Below are 19,500 nucleotides of genomic sequence, written 5' to 3' on the forward strand. Positions count from 1 at the left end.
CGGTGATCCTTCCCACGCCCTGAGTGATCATGCATGGTCGGGATCCAGTCTCACCTCAGGGATAGGAACGCGACACGGCGGTGATCGCCGCGCTGGGGATCACCGCCGTGGTGCGCCGGGTGCTCAGTGGCGGGCGGGCACCTCGTGGGAGGTCCGCTTCGCGACCGCCTCGGTGACCTGCCGGGCGAGGTCCTGCGCGGTCAGGCCGATCTTGGCGAGGATCGCGGCCCGCTTGGCGTGGTCGAGGAACTCCTGCGGGATGCCGAACGTGCGCACCGGCACGTCGACGTCGGCGTCGCGCAGCAGGCGGGCCACGGCGTCGCCCACGGCGCCCACGCGGCCGTTGTCCTCGACGACGGCCACCAGCTTGTGGGCGCTCGCGGCCAGCACGAGCGCCTCGTCGAGCGGCTTGACCCAGCGGGGGTCGACCACGGTGGCCCCGATCCCCTGGGCGTCGAGCAGGACCGCGGCGTCCATGCAGAGCTGCGCCATCGGGCCCACGCCGACCAGCAGCACATCGGGGTCGCCCTTGGGGGCGCGCAGCAGGTCCATCTCGCCCAGCTTGCCCACCGGCTCGACCGGCTCGGCGACCGGGCCCTTGGGGAAGCGCAGCACGGTCGGGCCGTCGGTGACCTCGACGGCCTCGCGCAGCAGCTCGGTCAGCCGGTCGCCGTCGCGCGGCACCGCGACCCGCAGCCCGGGGACGACCTGGAGGATCGACAGGTCCCACATGCCGTTGTGGCTGGCGCCGTCGTCGCCCGTGACGCCCGCGCGGTCGAGCACCACCGTGACGGGCAGCCGGTGCAGCGCGACGTCCATGAGGAGCTGGTCGAAGGCCCGGTTGAGGAACGTGGCGTAGACGGCCACGACCGGGTGCATGCCGCCGAGGGCGAGACCGGCGGCGCTGGTCAGCGCGTGCTGCTCGGCGATGCCGACGTCGTAGATGCGCTCGGGGTAGGCGTCGGCGAAGGCATTGAGACCCGTCGGGTGGAGCATGGCCGCGGTGATCGCGACGAGGTCCTCGCGCTCCTTGCCGAGCCGGACGAGCTCCTCGCTGAAGACGTTGGTCCAGATGCGCGGCTTGGGCTTCTCCGCGCCGGTGGCCCGGTCGAAGGCGCCGGGCGAGTGGAACTGGTCCTCGTCGTGATTCTCCGCGGGCGTGTAGCCGCGGCCCTTCTGGGTGAGGGCGTGGACGATGACGGGGCCGCGGAAGTCGCGCGCCTTGCGCAGCGCCGCCTCCATGGCCTGCTCGTCGTGGCCGTCGATGGGGCCGACGTATTTGAGCCCGAGGTCCTCGAACATCACCTGCGGGGCCAGGACGTCCTTGACGCCCTTCTTGAAGCCGTGCAGGGCGTCGTAGAGCACGGGAACGTTCCCCAACTTGTCCTTGACGTAGTCGAGGAAGTCCTCATACCTGCGGTTGACCCGCAGGTTGGACAGGTGGGAGGCCAGGCCGCCGATCGTGGGCGAGTAGGAGCGGCCGTTGTCGTTGACCACGATCACGAGCCGGAGGTCCTTGCCGGCGGCGATGTTGTTGAGCGCCTCCCAGGCCATGCCGCCGGTCAGCGCGCCGTCGCCGATCACCGCCACGACCGTGCGGTCCTGCTCGCCGCGCAGCTTGAACGCCTTGGCCAGGCCGTCGGCGTAGGACAGCGCGGTCGAGGCGTGGGAGTTTTCCACGAAGTCGTGCTCCGACTCGGCCTGGCTCGGATAGCCCGACAGACCGCCCTCCTGCTTGAGCGCCTCGAAGCCGGAGGCCCGTCCGGTGAGGACCTTATGCACGTACGACTGGTGGCCGGTGTCCCAGACGACGGGGTCGTTCGGGGAGTCGAAGACCCGGTGGATGGCGATGGTGAGCTCGACCACCCCCAGGTTGGGGCCCAGATGGCCGCCGAACCTGGCGCACGAGTCGACCAGCAGGTCGCGGATCTCCCCCGCAAGCCGCGGCAGCTCCTCGACAGTGAGCCGTTTGACGTCGTGCGGTCCCTCTATCGAGCCCAGCAACCCGCTCACGGATCCGACTCCCCTCTGCTCTTGTGCGCCGTTGACCCGAGTCTAGTTCGCTCCCGCCTCACTGACTCCATCGAGTCAAATCCACCCACATATGTCTGATCTTGGGATAGTTTTTCGGAACATATGAACTCTGCCCCCAAAAGCAAACTCGCGGCGCTGGCGGTCGCCATGGTGGCGCTTGCCCTGGCAGCGGCCGGTTTGGTGCTCGTGCTGGCCGGCGTGGCCACCCCCTCGTCGGAATCGCTGAACGGGGCGGCCCAGCAGCTCTCCTCCCCGCCGGCCAAGGGCTCCAGCGAGTCGAAGAAGGGGCCCTCGATCGGCCGGGCGCTGGCGACGGCGAACCCGCTGTACCGGACCGGACGCCTGGCCGACGTCAACTGCGCGCCCGGCGACCTGCCGGCCGGGAGCATGACCGCGTACCGGCGCTTCCTGACCCGCGTGACCAACTGCCTCAACAAGGCGTGGGCCGCCCAGTTCCGCAAGGCCGGGCTGCCCTTCGCCAAGCCGCGGCTGCGCATCATCACCACCAAGGTCAGGACCCCCTGCGGCACGTGGAACACCGGCGCCGACGGCGTCTACTGCTCCACCGACCGCACGATGTACCTGATGATCAGCAGGGACCAGCTGCGCAACCCGTTCCCGCTGGGCATCACCCGCCTGATCGCCCACGAGTACGGGCACCACGTCCAGCAGATCTCCGGCATCTGGAACTACTACTGGACCGCCAGGAATGTCGCGGGCAAGGCGAAGCGGCTGCAACTCTCGCGCAATTCGGAACTGCAGGCGGAGTGCTTCTCGTCGGTGTTCATGAGCACGATGAAGGGAACGGAACTGGTCACCGACGCCGACTGGGCGTACACGGTCGACTGGTTCAGGAAGAACGGCGCCAAGGGCTGGCCCCAGAACGACCACGGCAAGGGCCCGACGCAGGCGGCCTGGATGACGCGGGGCTTCAACCGCGGCGGTCCGGGCGCGTGCAACACCTGGTCCGCCACGGCCCGCAACACGCTTTAATCTTCCTTTACCTGGAACTCCCTATTCAATAGGGTGCCTTCTCATGCGTATCACCCGATTGGCGCTTATGGCAGGCACCATGGCGAGCCTGCTCTTCGCCGGAACGGCCCACGCGGCCACCGCTGCGCCGGCATACAAGCCTGTACTGGCGAAAAGCCCGATCTACAAGACGGGCAAGCTCGGCTTCGACTCGTGCCCGGAGCCGAAGGTGCAGTCCGGCAGCCTGGAGGAGGTCAAGGGCTACCTGGACGTCGTGCTCGACTGCCTCAACGCCGCCTGGGAGCCGAAGGTCAAGAAGGCCGGCTTCACATTCACCAAGCCCACCATGCAGGTGATCACCAAGCCCGGCGCACAGACCGGGTGCGGCAAGTTCCCCGAGGGCGGCGTGCAGGCGCTCTACTGCTCGACCAACAAGAAGATCACCTATTTCGCCAGCTCCAACCTGGTCGAGGAGCAGAACGACCTGATGCTGATGCTGGTCCTGGCCCATGAGTACGGCCACCACATCCAGCAGACGACGGGCATGTTCAAGGCCCTGACGCCGTACAACCGCAAGAACGAGGCCCGGGTGCTCGACGAGAGCCGGCGGCTCGAACTGCAGGCGGAGTGCCTGTCCGGCGTGTTCACCGGCAGCGTCTGGCACTCGCTGGGCCGCCAGCAGTCCGAGTTCGACTACTGGGTCAGGAACGGCGGCACCGGCCTCGACCTGTCCGCCCTCGGCGTGAAGGTCGACAACTGGGGCGAGAAGACGCACGGCAACGCCAAGAACACCGGCGCCTGGCTCAAGCGCGGCTTCGACACCGAGTCGGCCGGCGGCTGCAACACCTGGAAGGCTCCGAAGTCCCAAGTGTCGTAAAACTCCTCTAAGATCCGCGATCGTGCGCATATCCCTCTTAGCGGGCATGGTCGCGGGTTTACTGCTGTTCTCCGGGCAGTTTTCCGGGCCGGCCCGGGCGGCGTCGCGTTTCGCGCAGGCCGGCCTTCTGGGAGAGATGGGCGGGGACGTGGTCGCGCAGACCTGCGAGGTCCCGGAGATCCGTCCGGGCAGCGTCGCCTCGCTCAGGACGTTCTACCGGGCGATGGCCGGCTGCGCCGACCGCTTCTGGGCCGGGCGGTTCGCGCAGGCCCGGCTACCGTACGCGCCGCCCGAGGTCACGATCACGACGGGGAGCGACTCCGTCTGCGGAGAGATCACCAGCAACGGCGCGCAGTACTGCCCCGAGCAGCGCACGATCGCCATCCGGATCATGAAGCACGACCTGCGCGACCCCTTCAGGATGAACATCGCGCACTCCGTCGCCCACGAGTGGGGACACCACGTGCAGCAGCTCATCGGGGTGCTGGACGCGCAGAACGCGCTGTCCTGGCAGGCGTCCGGCAGCGCGCGGACCCTGCTGAGCCACCGGCTGGAGATGCAGGCCGAGTGCTTCGCCGGCGTCCTGTACAGCGCCACGCTGAAGTCGATCAAGCCGGGGATCGACTGGGACGACTGGATCGACGCGGTGCGCAGGGCCGACGAGAGCGAGATCCACGGCAAGCCCCGCAACCTCGCCTTCTGGCAGGAGCGCGGCTACCGCGGCGGGGCCACGGGCTTCTGCAACACCTGGACGGCCGCCACGTCGAAGGTCGGCTGACGAGGTCTAGGCGGTGGCGCGGGCGAGGACCTCCAGGGGGTCGGCGAGGACGTTGGCGAAGGCCAGCTCGGCCGCGCCCACCAGCGGGGCGGCGTCCCCGAGCGACGCCGTGCGCAGCCGCAGCCGCTCCCGCTGCGGCGCCATCGCGTGCAGCGCGAGCTGGGAACGCACCCGCGCGGCGGACCCCAGGTAGATCTCCCGGAGGATGCCCCCGAAGATGACCATCTCGGGGTTGAAGATGTTGACCAGGTTCGCCACGCCGAGGCCGAGCCAGTCGCCGACCTTCTTGAGCGCGTCCTGCGCCTCGATGTCGCCCCGGTCGGCGGCCTCCACCACGGCGCGCACCGCGTCGCGCCCGTGCTGCCCGGGGCCGATGCGGCCCGCGGCCTCCAGCAGCGCCCGCTCCCCCACCTCCGCCTCCAGGCACCCGTGGGACCCGCAGCCGCAGGCGCGCCCGCCGGGGTTGACGACCATGTGGCCGACCTCGCCGCCGTAGCCGTCGTGACCGCCGAGCAGATGGCCGCCCGCGATGATGCCGCCGCCGATGCCCACGTCGCCGTGCAGGTAGATGAGGTCCCTGACGGCGGCGCCGACGCCCCGGCTGTGCTCGGCGAGGGCGGCCAGGTTGGCGTCGTTGCCCACGCTGACCGGCAGCCCGAGGCCGAGCCGGCGGCCCAGCTCCTCGCCGAACGGGATCTCCTCGGCCAGCAGGTTGGGCGAGAACCGCACCACGCCGTCGGCCTTGCGCACGCCGCCGGACACGGCCGCCGCCGCGCCCACGCAGACGGTGTCGTCCCTGGTCTTGCGCCGCATCTGCCGGGCGAAGCCGGACAGCACCCCGGTCAGCTCGTCCAGCTCGAACTTGCCGCGCTCGCGGGTCGTCTCACGGCGGTCGAGGATCACCCCGCCCAGCCCCACGCGGGCCACCGCCAGCCGGTCGGGGCCCACGTCGAACGCGAACACGTAGACCCGGGCCGACTCCGGCCGCACCACGAGCGAGGGCCGTCCCGCTCGGCCCGTCTCGCGGGGCAGCTCCTCGCGCACCAGCCCGGCCGCGGTGAGATCCGAGGTCAGCGCCATGATCGTGCTGCGGTTGAGCCCCATCCTCGAGGTCAGCTCGGCGCGCGAGATCGGCCCGCCCAGATGGACATGGCGAAGCAGCGCGCCAAGATTGTGGCGCCTGATGTCCTCTTGGGAAGGGCCGGCACGCATCGTCTGGTATTCCTTCGGGGGCTGAGAGTCGCTGATCACCTTAGACCAGCGGCCGACGCCCGTTTGCGGGCCAGGGCGTCGACGCCCGCGGCGAGCAGCAGGACGGACCCCGTGACCAGGTACTTCACACTGGCCCCATACCCCATCAGACCCATGCCGTTCTCGATGACCGCCACCACGGCGCCGCCGAGCACGGCGTCCAGCACCCTGCCCTTGCCGCCGAACAGGCTCGTGCCGCCGATGACCGCCGCGCCGACCGCGTACAGCAGGACGGAGCTGCCGCCCGTGTTCGGGTCGACCGAGCTGGCCCTGGACGCGGCGACGATGCCGCCGATCGCGGCCATCGAGGAGCAGATCACGAACGCGCTGATCCTGATCCGGTCGACCGGGATGCCGGCCCGGCGCGCGGCCTCGGTGTTGCCGCCGACCGCGTAGATGTGACGTCCGAACGCGGTACGGCGCAGCACCATCGTCCACGCGACCAGCAGCACCAGGATGATCGGCACCACGATCGGCACGCCGGTGAGCGAGACCAGCGCCGGGTTGCGGCTGCGCTCCAGGTTGAGCACGTAGACCGCGAGCCCGGCCAGCACCGCCAGCGCGCCCACGCGGGCGGCGATCAGCGACATCGGGTCGGCCACCAGCCCGCGCTTGGTGCGCTTCCTGGCCCGCAGGAGCTGGACGGCGGCGTAGACCGCCACGCCGGCCGCGTAGAGCACCCAGCCCAGCCAGGGCGCCAGGTTCTTGTTGGCGATGGCGACGATCACGCTGTCGCGGATGGAGATGTTCGTACCCTCCTGGACCAGCACCAGGACCAGGCCCTGGAAGGCGAGGAAGGCGGCCAGCGTGACCACGAACGACGGGATCCCGACCTTGGCGACGAGCGTGCCGAGCACCGTGCCGATGATCACGCCGGTGACGATGGCGGCCAGCGCGCACACGTACCAGGGCAGGCCCAGGCTGGTGAGCGTGACGGCGAGCACCGCCGCGCACACGCCGCTGGCGAAGCCGGCGGACAGGTCGATCTCGCCGAGCAGCAGCACGAACACCAGGCCCATCGCGATCAGCGTGATCGCGGCGCCCTGGGTGAAGAGGTTGGCGAAGTTGATCGAGGTGACGAAGGCGGGGCGGGCGACGGCGAAGACCGTGCAGAGCACGACCAGCCCCAGCACGGCGGGCAGCGCGCCCATGTCGCCGCCGCGGACGCGCTCGACGTAGGCGAGGAAGCTGTTGCCGATCGACGGCGACTGCGTCGCGGCGGCGATGGCCTCGCCGGGGAGTTCTTTGACCTTGCTCATGGGGTGACCCCGTTCTTGAGGCCGAGTTCCCCGCTGCGGCCTGAGGTGATCAGTTCGACGACCTGGGCGTGCGTCACGTCGGCGGTCTTGACCTGGGCGGCCATCCTTCCGAGGTAGAGCGCCGCGATCCGGTCGGAGACGGCGAAGACGTCGTTCATGTTGTGCGAGATGAGCACGACGGCCAGGCCGGTGTCGGCCAGCCTGCGCACCAGCTCCAGCACCTGCGCGGTCTGGGCCACGCCCAGCGCCGCGGTCGGCTCGTCGAGGATGACGACCTTGCTGTTCCACAGCACGGCCTTGGCGATGGCCACGGTCTGCCGCTGCCCGCCGGACAGGCTGGAGACCTGCTGCCGGATGGACTTCACCGTGCGTACGGACAGGCCGCTGAGGGTCTTCTCGGCCAGTTCCTCCATGCTGTCCTCGTCGAGCAGGAGCCCGTTCTTGCGCTCCCTGCCGAGGAACATGTTCTGGACGATGTCGAGGTTGTCGCACAGGGCCAGGTCCTGGTACACGATCTCGATCCCGAGCTCGCCCGCGTCGCGGGGGCTGTGGACGTGCACCTGCCTGCCGTCGAACAGGATCTCGCCGGCGTCGATCGGATAGATGCCGCCGACGCACTTGACCAGGGTCGACTTGCCCGCGCCGTTGTCTCCGACCAGGGCCGTCACCTCGCCGGCGTACGCCTCGAGCTCGACCTTGTGCAGCACCTTCACCGGGCCGAAGCTCTTGTCGATCCCGCGCACTTCAAGGAGGGGGGTCATGGGGCTCCCTAAAAGGGGGCACGACCGGTCCGGCCGCGCCCCCTTTGGTCTTATTGAATACCTGCCTCGGTGCACTTCTTGGCGAAGTCACCCGTGCACAGTTCCTCCTTGGTCACGTAACCGTCGGCCACCACGTCCTTGACGTTGTCGAGGTAGATGGCCTGTGGCTCGAGCAGCTCGGAGGGGACGTCCTGACCGCTCTCGGGGTCCTTGACGCTGCCGCTCGCCGTGGGCTTCTCGCCCTTGGCCAGCGCCACCGCGAGCTTGGCCGCCGCGTCGGCCTCCTTCTTGACGGCCTTGTAGACGGTCATGCACTGGTCGCCCGCGAGGATGTTCTGCAGGCCCTGGACGGTGGCGTCCTGGCCGGTGACCGGCACCTTGCCGTTGAGGTTCTGCTTCTTCAGCACGGTGATGGCGGCGTTGCCGAGGCCGTCGTTGGCGGCCAGCACGCCGGCGATCTTCGGCTGCTGGGTGAGCATCTGCTCGAAGATCGTGCCGGCCTGGGTGTTGTCCCAGTCGGGCACGGCCTGGTCGGGGCCCTTGACGTACTCGCCGGAGTCGAACTTGGGCTTGAGCACCCCGTCGTACCCCTGCTTGAACAGGGTGGCGTTGTTGTCCGTCGGCGAGCCGTTCAGGTAGGCCACGATGGGCTTACTGGCCTTCTTGTCGGTCAGGCACTTGCTCAGGCCCTCGCCCTGCAGGGTGCCGACCTTGGTGTTGTCGAAGCTGACGTAGTAGGCGGCGCCGCCGCCGAGCGTCAGCCGGTCGTAGTCGATCGTGGCCACGCCCTGGGACTTGGCCTTGTCGATGACCGCCTTGCCGCTGCCGCTGTCCAGGTTCACGATCATCAGGACGGTGGCGCCGTTGGTGATCATCTGGTCGGCGATGGTCTGGAACGCCGTCTTGTCGTTCTGTGCGTTCTGGATGTCGTACTGGACACCGGCGGCCTTGAACGCCTCTTCGAGGTATTTGCGGTCCGCCGTCTCCCACCGGGCCGAGGACTTGCTGTCCGGCAGGATGACGCCGATCTTCCCGGCCTTCGCCGCTGAGGCCGTGGCCGACGCGGTCGACGAGGTCGACGCCGTGTTCTGACCGCTGTTGCCCCCGCAGGCGGTGAGACCGAGGGCGAGCGTGGCTGCCGCGGCGGTCAGGCTGAGGATCCCCTTGCGCATGGTGCAGGGTCCTTTCTTCCGGAGGCGCCCGGATGAATGTTGTTTGCGGCAACGTATTCCGGGATGGCCTGCTTTGGAAGACCCTGTGGGCCGGGAGTTTGTTGTTTCGGGTAACAATCCAGAAACGCCACCGGAATCTTCGGGGGCTCCGGTCCTGTGACCGAGCGCTTCAGTCGGCCAGTCGGCGGCCGTTGAAGGGGCGGCCCCGCCGGACCTCGGGCCCGGGGCCGGGCCGGGCGTCCGGCCCGGCCCCGGACGGGTCAGTTCCGGCCGAGCATGTCGGCGGTGAGGATATTGCCGCCCAGGCCCCAGCCGCCGTCCGGAACCTCCTCCAGGAGGACCAGGGTGGTGGCGCGGGCTCGTTCTCCGTAGACGTCGGCGTAGGCGTCGGTGACGGCGTCGATGAGCTTCTTCTTGGACTCGGGGGTCAGGGTGTCGGCGGGCACCTTGAGGTTGGCGAACGGCATGTCGGTTTCCTTTCGTATCGGGAATTCGGAGGGTTGGCAGAACTCGGCGCGGAGGCGGTCGGCGGCGATCGTCAGATGATCCCGCCGTTCGCGCGTACGACCTGCCCGTTGACCCAGTGCCCCGCCGGGCTCGCCAGGAAGGCGACGACCTCGGCGATGTCCTCGGGGGTGCCGAGCCGCTCCAGCGGCGGCTGCTTGGCGAGTCGCTCGATGGTGGCCTCGTCCTTGCCGTCGAGGAACAGTTCGGTGGCGGTCGGGCCGGGCGCGACCGCGTTGACCGTGATGTCCCGCCCTCGCAGCTCACGGGCGAGCACGAGCGTCATCGCCTCGACGGCCCCCTTACTGGCGGCGTACGCCCCGTAGTTCGGGAACTGCAGACCGACCACGGAGGTGGAAAGGGTGACGATCGCGCCACCGGCGCGCACGCGACGCGCGGCCTCCCGCGCCATGACGAAGGCGCCGCGAATGTTGGTGCGGTGCAGGGCGTCCAGATCGTCCAGGTCGAGGTCGGCGATCGGGGACAGCGACAGCCGCCCTGCCGAGTTGACGACCACGTCGACCCCGCCGAAGGTCTTCTCCACCGTGTCGAACATCGCCGCGACGGCGTGCTCGTCCGCCACGTCGGCCTGAACCGGGATCGCCCGGCCGCCGGACGCCGTGATCGTCTCGACCACCTGCGCCGCGGCGGAGGCCGACCCTTGGAACCCCACCGCGACCTGGCAGCCCCGCGCCGCCAACGCCATCGCGATCGCCTTGCCTATCCCGCGAGAGCCGCCGGTGACGACGGCAACATGCTGATCACTCACGGAAGCTCCTTATCTTCGATACGTTTTTTCCATATCGATGCTACGGAGCGACCATAGCACAGATCCGTATCACCGCTATCGAATGGCAGTAGCATTGATTCCATGGCAGCGACAGACCCGCTTCGCACGGCGATGATCGAAGCCGCGGTGCGGCAACTGGCGACGTCCGCGAACCACGAGATCGCCACGCGCGCGGTCTGCGAGGCGGTCGGCGTGAGCCAGCCCGTGCTCTACCGGCTGTTCGGCGACAAGCACGGGCTGCTCGACGCCGTCGCCGACCACGGGTACGAGCGGTACGCCGCGATCAAGGCCGCTCAGGAGCAGACGCACGACCCGGTCGCCGATCTGCACGCCGGCTGGGACGGCCACATGGCGTTCGCGAAGGAGAACCCGGCCCTCTACCAGCTCATGTTCGCTCCCCGGCCGTGGTCCCACTCAACGGCGCGAGATCGCGTGATGGACCTGCTGGTGGCGGCGCTCACCCGGTGCGCGGCGGCGGGCGCGTTGACGGTCGCGCCGCGGACCGCCGCTCAGCTCATCCTGGCGGCGAACGTCGGGACCGCCCTGGACCACATCTCCAGACCGGCCCTGTTCGACGACCCCGCGCTGTCCCACCGCATGCGAGACGCCGTGTTTTCGTACGTACTCACCGAAACGACCGCTCACAACGACGCCGACCCCGTGCGCGCCGCCGCACTACGCCTTCACGCGCAACTCGATCTCGTCGGGACCGACGCCCTCGAACCGGCGGAGACCGCCCTGCTGCGGCGATGGCTCGAACGCATCACGCAACCCCAATGACCCATGAGTTCCGCCGGTACGTCCCGTCGCTCAGATCGATTCGGGCGGAGGCTCGTCGGCCGGGAGCGGCAGTGCCACGATGCGGCGGGCCTCCGATTCGGCCATGCCGAACATCCGCAGGACGTCGAGCACGGTCTGGTCGGCGACGTCGTCGACCGAGTCCTTCGGGTCGGTGAAGCAGAGGTGCATCGTGGCGATCAGGCACCCCGCGGTGCAGGCGAGCGCGACCCCGACGTCGTCGATGACGAAGCGGCCGGCGGAGATGGCCGCCTCGATGTCGTTGCGGGCGTGCACCGCGTGGCCGTACGGCGCTTCCAGCAGCGCACCCCTGCTGTTCAGCATCACCTGCGCCAGCCGCGGGCGGGTGCGGACGAGCCGGCCGGTGAGTCGCATCGACGTCGCGAAGACCACAGCCGGGTCGTCGACGTCGGCGAGCAACTGCTCCAGCCAGGCGGCGTGGGTCTCGAGCGCCTCGGCGATCGCCGCGTCGAGCAGTTCGGCCTTGGACGAGAAGTGATTGTAGAACGTACCGAAACCGACGTCGGCGGCATCTGTGATCTGCTGGATGCTGACCTCGAAGTCACCGCGCTCGGCGTAGGTCTCCTGCGCGGCCTCGATCAGCGCCCTTCGGGTGCGCAGTCACGGTCTCAGGCGAGCTGCGCGATCACGTTCTGTACGAGCAGCGCCAAGGCGGAGGCGGCGGCCACCACGAGCACGGCCACCCGCACCTTGCCGCCGTCGAGATACCGCCGCAGCGGCCCCGAGACCAGGAAGCCGAGCACCATCGGCACGATCAGGATCGCCCCGGTCGTCAGCGCCCGGGCCGGGAGCTCGTCCACGACCGCGAGGATGACCAGCGACTGGGCGGCACTCAGGAAGAAGAACATCGCCAGCGTCGCCCTGATCTGCGGCCCCTTGGCGTGCTGGTACACCAGCCCCATGGGCGGCCCGCCGATGCCGGTCGCCGTCCCGGTGATCCCGGAGACGAACCCGGCGGAGGCGAGCGTCACCCCGTTACGCGGCACGCTCAGCGCCCTGGCCGTCAGGGCCACCGCGACGAGCACCATGACCGCGACGAAGACGCCTCTGGAGTATGCGGAAACGTAGACAACGATGACTGCGCCGATGACGCTCCCGGGCAGTCTCCCCAGCACCGCGAACCCGAGCCCGCGCCAGTCCACCGTCCGCCATTCGGCGGCCAGCGTGAACAGCGGGAGCGTCACGTTGACGACCTGGATGGCGCCGGGCATGAGGTCGGGGTCGAGCATGGTGAGCACGGGAGCGGCGACCAGCCCGAGACCGAAACCCACACCACCTTGGACAATCGCCCCAACGAAGACCGCCAAACCGCCAACAATCAGCACCAACGCCACATCAGTCATGGTGCGAGTCAATCACCTTTACCCTCTGTTGCCATTCGTACTGCGAGAGTGACTGAGCGGGTGTACTGTGCTCCTCACGGCGTCGACGTAGTGTCTGGAGTATGCCCATGAGACCCAAAGCCGCTGCGACGTCGATACGCGTCACCATCAAGACCCGAGACCGACTAGCCGCAATCGCCCGGCAGGAGCGCCGAACCATGACCGAGGTGCTTAACGAAGCCATCGCCGACTACGAGCAGAAGCTGTTCTGGCAAACCGTAAACGAGCAGGTCGAGCGGACCCAGCGCGAAGACCCCGAAGGCTGGGCCGACTACCTCGCCGAGCGCGAGGCCTGGTTGGGGCCACGGCCACGCTCCCGCCGGATCGCGCCCGAGTGGGAGGGACTGATCACATTTCCCAAGGAGAAGGATGAAACCAAGCCAAGGTGAGATCTGGTTCACGCAGTTCGATCATCATCCGGTCGGCTGCGAGCAAGGCTTCGATCGCCCGGCCATGATCCTCAGCGGCGACCAGTTCAACCAATCGAAGCTGGGGCTCGTCGTCGCGGTGCCGCTGACCAGCCGCGACCGCGGATATCCCTCACATATCCGCATCGACCGGAAAGGCACCGGGCTGACCAGGACAAGCTGGGCGATGATCGAGCAAGTGCGCGCGATCTCGCCCGACCGGCTCGACTTCTTCATCGGCAGCGTGCCCGACGACGTCGTCGCAGAAGCGATCACCGCGTTCAACCGGATGCTGTGAAGTTCGCCGGGTGGCACCTCCATCGTGCCACACCGCCGCTGATCGTTAAGCTGCCCTCCGTGCAGTCCCTCCCGTTCAAGCGCGCCCTCGCCCTCGTCGCGGTCCTCGCGGCCGTCTGCGTGCCCGCTCAGATCGCCCACGCCGCCCCTGTCACCAGCCCGTTCGCCAAGAAGGCCGGGAAGCTGCGTGACACCGCCTGTCCCGAGACGGCGATCACGTACGGGGGGATTCCGCGGGCCCGGCAGTACCTCACAGCAGTCGTGAAATGTCTGGACACGTCGTGGGGTGCTTACTTCGGGCGGGCCGGATGGGCCTTCGGCAAGCCCGTCGTGCGGTACTACGAGGAGCCCGAGAGCACCGTGTGCGGGGTGCCGTGGCCCGAGCAGGCGGCGGCCTTCTACTGCATGGAACGCGGCACCCTGGTGTTCCCTCTCACCGGCCGGTGGATCGAGGACAGGACCGATCTCTATCCGTTCAAGGTGGCCGCCCACGAGTACGGGCACCACCTGCAGAGCCGGCTCGGCGTCTGGCGGCAGTACAAGGCGAAGATCGCGGCCGACCGCCAGGGCGAGCTGAAGCGGCGCTTCGAACTGCAGGCCGACTGCCTGTCCGGGGTGTTCCTCGGCAGCGTGTGGGGGTCGCTGCGGCGTGGCAAGGACGACTGGGCGGCGCTGCTCGACGCCACCCGGGCCAGCGGCGACGAGGACGGCTACCGCAGCCACGGCAAGGGCGCCACCCGCGTTTACTGGCTCCAGCGCGGCTACCGCGCCGTCTCCCCCTCCGCCTGCGACACCTGGTCCGCGCCCGCCGCCAAGGTGTCCTGAGCCTTCAGGCGCAGCCCCATCCCGTCGAGGATCAGCTGCAGCCCGCCCTCGAACGACCGGTCGCCCTGCGGGTCGCCCAGCTCCGCCAGGCCCGCCATCAGCCGCGGATAGGTCTTCTGGAACTCCTCCATGTCCGGCATGCCGCGCTCCTCGTCCGTACGCGCCCGGTCGGCCTGCTCCTCCAGCACGAAGCCGGCCACGTACCCGCTCACCGTGAACAGCCCCCGCGCCGCGTCCCCGGCGCCGAACCCCGCCGTCTCCAGCCCTGCCAGCGCCCGCTCCACCACGGCGAACAGCTCCGACGACGGCCGCGTGCCCGCCACCAGCTTGGCCCCGTCGCGATAGGAGTTGAGCATCGCGCGGTCGGCATGCGCGTAGCCGGCGACCCACTCCCGCCACTTGCCCGGCTCCGTCAGCGTGGGGCGCGACGTGTGCGCGGACATCATCGCCGCCGCCATCGCGTCCAGCAGTTCCTGCTTGTTCTTGAAGTGCCAGTAGAGGGCCGGGGCCTGCACGCCCAGCTCGCCCGCGAGCCGGCGCAGCGTCAGCCCGTCGAGCCCGACCTCGTCCAGGAGCCGTAGCGCGGTCGCGACGATGGTGCCTTTTTCGAGTGCCACGGTTGACAGCTTAACAACGTTCAATGCACCCTTAACGCTGTTAGATTTAACAGCGTTAAGGAGGATCTTCATGATCCACGCGGAAGGATTACGGAAGCGGTACGCGGCCACCGAAGCGCTCAAGGGCATCGACCTCGACGTCCCGGCCGGCACCGTCTGCGGCCTGCTGGGGCCGAACGGGGCAGGCAAGACCACCGCCGTACGCATCCTCGCCACGCTCCTGCGCCCCGACGCGGGCCACGCCGAGGTCGCCGGGCTGGACGTCGTGCGCGACGCGGCCGCGCTGCGCTTCCGCATCGGCCTGGCCGGGCAGCACGCGGCCGTGGACGAGCTGCTGACCGGGCGGCGCAACCTGGAGCTGTTCGGGCGGCTCTACCACCTGAGCAGGGCCGAGGCGCGGCGCAGGGCGGTCGCGCTGCTGGAGCGGTTCGAGTTGGCCGAGGCGGGACAGCGGCCGGTCAAGGAGTATTCGGGGGGCATGCGGCGCCGGCTCGACCTGGCGGCGAGCCTGATCGTGTCGCCGCCGGTGCTGTTCATGGACGAGCCGACCACCGGGCTCGACCCGCGCAGCCGGATGCAGCTCTGGGACCTGCTGCTCGACCTGGTGAAGGAGGGCACGACGCTGCTGCTGACCACCCAGTACCTGGACGAGGCCGACCGGCTCGCGGACCAGATCGTGGTGCTGAGGGAGGGCGTGGTGGCCGCGGCGGGGTCACCCGCCGAGCTGAAGAGGCAGGTCGGCGGCGACCGGGTCCAGGTCGTCTTCCGGGAGCCGGGGGACGTGGACGCGGGGCTGCGGCTGCTGCGCGGCGCCGGATCCCCGGAGATCGAGAGTGCCGAGGGGCGGCAGGTGACCGTCCCCGCGGCCGACGGAGCGCAGTCGCTCGTCCGCATCGCCGGCGCGCTGGACGCGGCCGGCATCCCCGTGGAGGACCTGGCGCTGCGGCGGCCGACCCTCGACGAGGTCTTCCTCCACCTGACAGCCTGAGAAGGAGCCGGAGAGATGTACGAGACGCTGCGCTGGACCCTGAACGACTCCCTCACCATCGCGGGCCGCACCTATTCGCGGCTGAAGGCCCAGCCGGCCGAGATCGCGGGATTCCTGGTGTTCCCCGTGATCATGACCGTGCTGTTCGGCTATGTCTTCGGCAGCGCGATCACCCTGCCGAGCGGCGGCGACTACCGCGACTACCTCATGCCCGGCATCTTCATGCAGGTCATGGCCATGACGGCCACCTCTGCCGCCACCACCGTGGCCGAGGACATGGCCCGCGGGATCACCGACAGGTTCCGCGCCCAGCCCATCGCCCGCAGCGCCGTGCTGGTCGGGCGGAGCGTGGCCGCCCTGTCGCTGCACCTGCTGTCGCTGTCCGCCATGGTGCTGACCGGACTGCTGCTGGCCGGGTGGCGGGCGCACGGGAGCCTGGGGGCGACGGCGGGGGCGTTCGGGCTGCTGGCGCTGTTCGGGTTCGCGATGATCTGGATGGGCACGTACATCGGCCTGTGGGTCAAGAGCGGCGGGCAGGCGGACGCGGCCACCTTCGGCTGGCTGATGCCGATGACGTTCCTGGCCAACACGTTCGTCCCCACCGAGGGACTGCCGGCCTGGCTCAAGCCCATCACCGACTGGAACCCCATGAGCGCCGTCGTGGCCGCCACCCGCGGCCTGTTCGGCAACCCCACCTCGGTCTCCTCGGCCTGGCCGCTGCAGCACCCGGTGGCCGCGAGCCTGATCTGGTCGGTGGCGATCCTCGCGGTGTTCCTGCCGCTGTCCGTCCACCGCTACCGGACGATGTCCCGATGACGAAGAGCCGCCCGGCGGGGGTTGTCCCGCCGGGCGGCTCTTCTTTGTGTCGGGTGGTTCCCCCGATACGGGCGCGTGAGGATCACGCCCCACCCCCGGCTTCGACGAGCGGCCAAGGGATCCCGGCCCCCGCGCGGCTCATGACCGCGCGCGAGCCCGGGAAGTCACTTCGCGAGCAACGAGCGAAGAACGTACTGCATGATCCCGCCGTGCCGGTAGTAGTCGGCCTCACCCGGCGTGTCGATGCGCACGACCGCGTCGAACTCCACCTCGCCGGCTCTGACGTGCACCGTGCTCGGGATGCCGCCGGAGTTGAGCTCCTCGACACCCGTGATGTCGAAGGTCTCCTCGCCGGTCAGCCCGAGCGACTCCGCCGTGGCGCCCTCGGGGAACTGCAGCGGGAGCACGCCCATGCCGATCAGGTTGGAGCGGTGGATGCGCTCGTACGACTCGGCGATGACCGCGCGCACGCCCAGCAGCGCCGTGCCCTTGGCCGCCCAGTCGCGCGAGGAGCCGGAGCCGTACTCCTTGCCCGCCAGCACCACCAGCGGCGTCTCGGCCGCGGCGTAGTTGACCGAGGCGTCGTAGATGAACGACACCGGCCCGTCGGGCTGGGTGAAGTCGCGGGTGTAGCCGCCCTCGGTGCCCGGCGCGATCTGGTTGCGCAGGCGGATGTTGGCGAACGTGCCCCGGATCATCACCTCGTGGTTGCCGCGCCGCGAGCCGTAGGAGTTGAAGTCCTTCACCTCGACCCCGTTGGCCTGCAGGTATTGCGCGGCCGGGGTGCCGGTCTTGATGGAGCCGGCCGGCGAGATGTGGTCGGTGGTGACCGAGTCGCCGACCTTGACCAGCACGCGGGCGCCGGCGATGTCGGTGACGGGCTCCGGCTTGGACGGCATGCCGTCGAAGTAGGGGGCCTTGCGCACGTAGGTCGAGGACGGGTCCCACTCGAACGTGTCGCCGGTCGGGATCGGCAGCGAGCGCCAGTGGTCGTCACCCTTGAACACGTCGGCGTAGTCGCGCTCGAACATGTCACGGCCGATGGAGGAGTTGACCACCGCGGAGATCTCCTCCGGCGACGGCCAGATGTCCCTCAGGTAGACGGGCTTGCCGTCGTTGCCCAGGCCCAGCGGCTCGGTGTCGAGGTCGACGTCCATGGTCCCGGCCAGCGCGTACGCCACCACGAGCGGCGGCGAGGCCAGGTAGTTCATCTTGACGTCGGGGTTGATGCGGCCCTCGAAGTTGCGGTTGCCCGACAGCACGGCCGTGACCGCGAGGTCGTTGGCCTGCACGGCCTCGGAGATCTCCGGCGGCAGCGGGCCCGAGTTGCCGATGCAGGTGGTGCAGCCGTAGCCGACGAGGTTGAAGCCGATCTTGTCGAGGTACGGCTGGAGCCCCGAGCGCTCGAAGTAGCCGGTCACGACCTGCGAGCCCGGGGCCAGCGAGGTCTTGACCCACGGCTTGCGGGTCAGGCCCTTCTCGACGGCGTTGCGGGCCAGCAGCGCCGCGCCGAGCATGACGTACGGGTTGGAGGTGTTGGTGCACGAGGTGATCGCGGCGATCGAGACGATGCCGTGGTCGATCTCGAACGAGGTGCCGTCGGCCAGCGTGACCGCCACCGGCTTGTGCGGCCGGCCGCCGTTGGCGCGGGCGTTGGAGGCGGGCGCGTCGGAGGCCGGGAAGGTCTCCTGGCCCGCCTCGTCGACGCCGTCCTCGACGTAGTTCTGGACGTCGTGGCGCCAGGTGGCCTTGGCGGCCGACAGCGCGATGCGGTCCTGCGGGCGCTTGGGGCCGGCGATGGACGGCACGACGGTGCCGAGGTCGAGCTCGATGTACTCGGAGAAGACCGGCTCGGGCGCGGACGGGTCGAGCCAGAGGCCCTGGGTCTTGGCGTACGCCTCGACGAGCGCGATCTGCTCCTCGGAGCGGCCGGTCAGGCGCAGGTAGTCGACGGTCTGGCCATCGATCGGGAAGATCGCGCAGGTGGAGCCGAACTCGGGGCTCATGTTGCCGATCGTGGCCCGGTCGGCCAGCGGCACGGACGAGACGCCCTCGCCGTAGAACTCCACGAACTTGCCGACGACGCCGTGCTTGCGCAGGATCTCGGTGATCGTGAGCACCAGGTCGGTGGCGGTGGCCCCGGCGGGCAGCTTGCCGTTGAGCTTGAAGCCGACCACGCGCGGGATGAGCATGGAGATCGGCTGGCCGAGCATCGCGGCCTCGGCCTCGATGCCGCCGACGCCCCAGCCCAGGACGCCGATGCCGTTCTCCATGGTGGTGTGGGAGTCGGTGCCGACGCAGGTGTCGGGGTACGCCTTGCCGTCGCGGATCATCACCACGCGGGCCAGGTGCTCGATGTTGACCTGGTGGACGATGCCGGTGCCGGGCGGGACGACCTTGAACTCGTCGAAGGCCGTCTGGCCCCAGCGCAGGAACTGGTAGCGCTCGCGGTTGCGCTCGTACTCGCGCTCGACGTTGCGCTGGAAGGCGTCGGGGTGGCCGAAGAAGTCGACGATGACCGAGTGGTCGATGACCATCTCGGCCGGCGCGAGCGGGTTGATGCGGGCCGCGTCGCCGCCGAGGTCGCGCACGGCCTCGCGCATGGTGGCCAGGTCGACCACGCAGGGGACGCCGGTGAAGTCCTGCATGATGACGCGCGCGGGCGTGAACTGGATCTCCACGCTCGGCGCCGCCTTCGGGTCCCAGCCACCCAGCGCCCGGATGTGGTCGGCGGTGATGTTCGCGCCGTCCTCGGTGCGGAGGAGGTTTTCCAGCAGGATCTTCAGGCTGTACGGGAGGCGTGCGGCGCCCTCGACGGCGTCCAGCCGGAAAATCTCGTACGACGCGTCGCCGACGCGTAGCGTGTCACGGCTGCCGAAGCTGTTCGCGGACACGGTGATTCGCCTCCTCCATCAGACATTTTCTCAGACCAAATCCTGCCGCACTCTTCG

Annotated in this window: 20 protein-coding genes and 1 pseudogene; 9 read left to right on the top strand and 12 right to left on the bottom strand. The window is 69.4% G+C overall.

What is annotated here, in order from left to right; all coding sequences use genetic code 11:
* Positions 1 to 123: 123 nt before the first annotated feature.
* The gene (dxs, locus tag AB0L65_RS02395) at positions 124 to 2,004 is read right to left on the bottom strand and encodes a 1-deoxy-D-xylulose-5-phosphate synthase (protein WP_364239724.1); all 1,881 of its coding nucleotides are present in this window, start codon (positions 2,002 to 2,004) and stop codon (positions 124 to 126) included.
* Between the two features lie 132 nt (positions 2,005 to 2,136).
* On the opposite strand from dxs, the gene AB0L65_RS02400 reads away from it, so the two are divergent.
* The 3 genes from AB0L65_RS02400 to AB0L65_RS02410 all read left to right on the top strand — a co-directional run bounded on the left by AB0L65_RS02400 (position 2,137) and on the right by AB0L65_RS02410 (position 4,661).
* Positions 2,137 to 3,027 (top strand): neutral zinc metallopeptidase, encoded by an 891-nt coding sequence (locus tag AB0L65_RS02400; RefSeq protein WP_364239580.1) that lies wholly within the window; start codon positions 2,137 to 2,139, stop codon positions 3,025 to 3,027.
* A gap of 79 nt (positions 3,028 to 3,106) precedes the next feature.
* Positions 3,107 to 3,883, top strand: coding sequence for a neutral zinc metallopeptidase (locus tag AB0L65_RS02405; RefSeq protein ID WP_364239582.1), 777 nt, complete (start codon positions 3,107 to 3,109; stop codon positions 3,881 to 3,883).
* A gap of 22 nt (positions 3,884 to 3,905) precedes the next feature.
* Positions 3,906 to 4,661 carry a neutral zinc metallopeptidase gene (locus AB0L65_RS02410; protein ID WP_364239584.1) on the top strand — a complete coding sequence of 252 codons (756 nt, stop codon included), beginning with the start codon at positions 3,906 to 3,908 and terminating at the stop codon, positions 4,659 to 4,661.
* A gap of 6 nt (positions 4,662 to 4,667) precedes the next feature.
* Here AB0L65_RS02410 and AB0L65_RS02415 read toward each other — a convergent pair whose 3' ends face one another.
* The 6 genes from AB0L65_RS02415 to AB0L65_RS02440 all read right to left on the bottom strand — a co-directional run bounded on the left by AB0L65_RS02415 (position 4,668) and on the right by AB0L65_RS02440 (position 10,377).
* Entirely contained in the window at positions 4,668 to 5,873 is a 1,206-nt protein-coding gene (locus AB0L65_RS02415; RefSeq protein WP_364239586.1) for an ROK family transcriptional regulator, read from the bottom strand.
* Between the two features lie 35 nt (positions 5,874 to 5,908).
* Entirely contained in the window at positions 5,909 to 7,171 is a 1,263-nt protein-coding gene (locus AB0L65_RS02420; RefSeq protein ID WP_364239588.1) for an ABC transporter permease, read from the bottom strand.
* Positions 7,168 to 7,932: an ATP-binding cassette domain-containing protein gene (locus AB0L65_RS02425; protein WP_364239589.1), complete on the bottom strand. Its 765-nt coding sequence runs from the start codon at positions 7,930 to 7,932 to the stop codon at positions 7,168 to 7,170. Before AB0L65_RS02425 ends, AB0L65_RS02420 begins: the two co-directional genes overlap by 4 nt.
* 50 nt (positions 7,933 to 7,982) lie before the next feature.
* The gene (locus AB0L65_RS02430; protein WP_364239590.1) at positions 7,983 to 9,104 is read right to left on the bottom strand and encodes a substrate-binding domain-containing protein; all 1,122 of its coding nucleotides are present in this window, start codon (positions 9,102 to 9,104) and stop codon (positions 7,983 to 7,985) included.
* Between the two features lie 260 nt (positions 9,105 to 9,364).
* Complete coding sequence (locus AB0L65_RS02435) at positions 9,365 to 9,571, bottom strand: 4-oxalocrotonate tautomerase family protein (protein WP_364239591.1); 207 nt, start codon at positions 9,569 to 9,571, stop codon at positions 9,365 to 9,367.
* Between the two features lie 71 nt (positions 9,572 to 9,642).
* A complete protein-coding gene (locus tag AB0L65_RS02440) occupies positions 9,643 to 10,377 on the bottom strand; it encodes an SDR family oxidoreductase (protein WP_364239593.1) in 735 nt (244 codons plus the stop codon).
* Positions 10,378 to 10,479: 102 nt separating this feature from the next.
* On the opposite strand from AB0L65_RS02440, the gene AB0L65_RS02445 reads away from it, so the two are divergent.
* Positions 10,480 to 11,178 carry a TetR/AcrR family transcriptional regulator gene (locus tag AB0L65_RS02445; protein ID WP_364239594.1) on the top strand — a complete coding sequence of 233 codons (699 nt, stop codon included), beginning with the start codon at positions 10,480 to 10,482 and terminating at the stop codon, positions 11,176 to 11,178.
* Between the two features lie 30 nt (positions 11,179 to 11,208).
* Here the strand turns inward: AB0L65_RS02445 and AB0L65_RS02450 are convergent, their stop codons facing one another.
* The 3 genes and pseudogenes from AB0L65_RS02450 to AB0L65_RS02460 form a co-directional block, all read right to left on the bottom strand.
* Complete coding sequence (locus tag AB0L65_RS02450) at positions 11,209 to 11,616, bottom strand: hypothetical protein (RefSeq protein WP_364239596.1); 408 nt, start codon at positions 11,614 to 11,616, stop codon at positions 11,209 to 11,211.
* 54 nt (positions 11,617 to 11,670) lie between these two features.
* Positions 11,671 to 11,817: pseudogene (locus AB0L65_RS02455) on the bottom strand (TetR family transcriptional regulator); the annotation flags it as partial.
* A gap of 8 nt (positions 11,818 to 11,825) precedes the next feature.
* Positions 11,826 to 12,488, bottom strand: a complete 663-nt coding sequence (locus AB0L65_RS02460) for a sulfite exporter TauE/SafE family protein (protein WP_364239598.1) — start codon at positions 12,486 to 12,488, stop codon at positions 11,826 to 11,828.
* Positions 12,489 to 12,757: 269 nt separating this feature from the next.
* On the opposite strand from AB0L65_RS02460, the gene AB0L65_RS02465 reads away from it, so the two are divergent.
* From AB0L65_RS02465 to AB0L65_RS02475, 3 genes are read left to right on the top strand one after another with little or no spacing between them, the layout of a single operon-like run.
* Entirely contained in the window at positions 12,758 to 12,988 is a 231-nt protein-coding gene (locus AB0L65_RS02465) for a hypothetical protein (protein WP_364239600.1), read from the top strand.
* Entirely contained in the window at positions 12,969 to 13,304 is a 336-nt protein-coding gene (locus AB0L65_RS02470; protein WP_364239602.1) for a type II toxin-antitoxin system PemK/MazF family toxin, read from the top strand. The genes AB0L65_RS02465 and AB0L65_RS02470 overlap by 20 nt, the downstream gene beginning before the upstream one ends.
* A 59-nt stretch (positions 13,305 to 13,363) precedes the next feature.
* Complete coding sequence (locus AB0L65_RS02475; RefSeq protein ID WP_364239603.1) at positions 13,364 to 14,128, top strand: neutral zinc metallopeptidase; 765 nt, start codon at positions 13,364 to 13,366, stop codon at positions 14,126 to 14,128.
* Here AB0L65_RS02475 and AB0L65_RS02480 read toward each other — a convergent pair.
* Positions 14,065 to 14,745, bottom strand: coding sequence for a TetR/AcrR family transcriptional regulator C-terminal domain-containing protein (locus AB0L65_RS02480; protein WP_364239605.1), 681 nt, complete (start codon positions 14,743 to 14,745; stop codon positions 14,065 to 14,067). The two genes, AB0L65_RS02475 and AB0L65_RS02480, sit on opposite strands and share 64 nt — an antisense overlap.
* A 70-nt stretch (positions 14,746 to 14,815) precedes the next feature.
* Between AB0L65_RS02480 and AB0L65_RS02485 the strand changes: the two genes are divergently transcribed.
* Both AB0L65_RS02485 and AB0L65_RS02490 read left to right on the top strand, forming a co-directional pair.
* Entirely contained in the window at positions 14,816 to 15,733 is a 918-nt protein-coding gene (locus AB0L65_RS02485; RefSeq protein ID WP_364239606.1) for an ATP-binding cassette domain-containing protein, read from the top strand.
* A 15-nt stretch (positions 15,734 to 15,748) separates the two neighbouring features.
* The gene (locus tag AB0L65_RS02490; RefSeq protein ID WP_364239608.1) at positions 15,749 to 16,549 is read left to right on the top strand and encodes an ABC transporter permease; all 801 of its coding nucleotides are present in this window, start codon (positions 15,749 to 15,751) and stop codon (positions 16,547 to 16,549) included.
* 164 nt (positions 16,550 to 16,713) lie between these two features.
* On the opposite strand, the gene acnA is transcribed toward AB0L65_RS02490, so the two are convergent.
* A complete protein-coding gene (gene acnA / locus AB0L65_RS02495; protein WP_364239610.1) occupies positions 16,714 to 19,443 on the bottom strand; it encodes an aconitate hydratase AcnA in 2,730 nt (909 codons plus the stop codon).
* Positions 19,444 to 19,500: the final 57 nt, after the last annotated feature.

Source organism: Nonomuraea sp. NPDC052116, from assembly GCF_040680035.1.
In the GTDB taxonomy this organism is placed as follows: Bacteria; Actinomycetota; Actinomycetes; order Streptosporangiales; family Streptosporangiaceae; genus Nonomuraea; species Nonomuraea angiospora_A.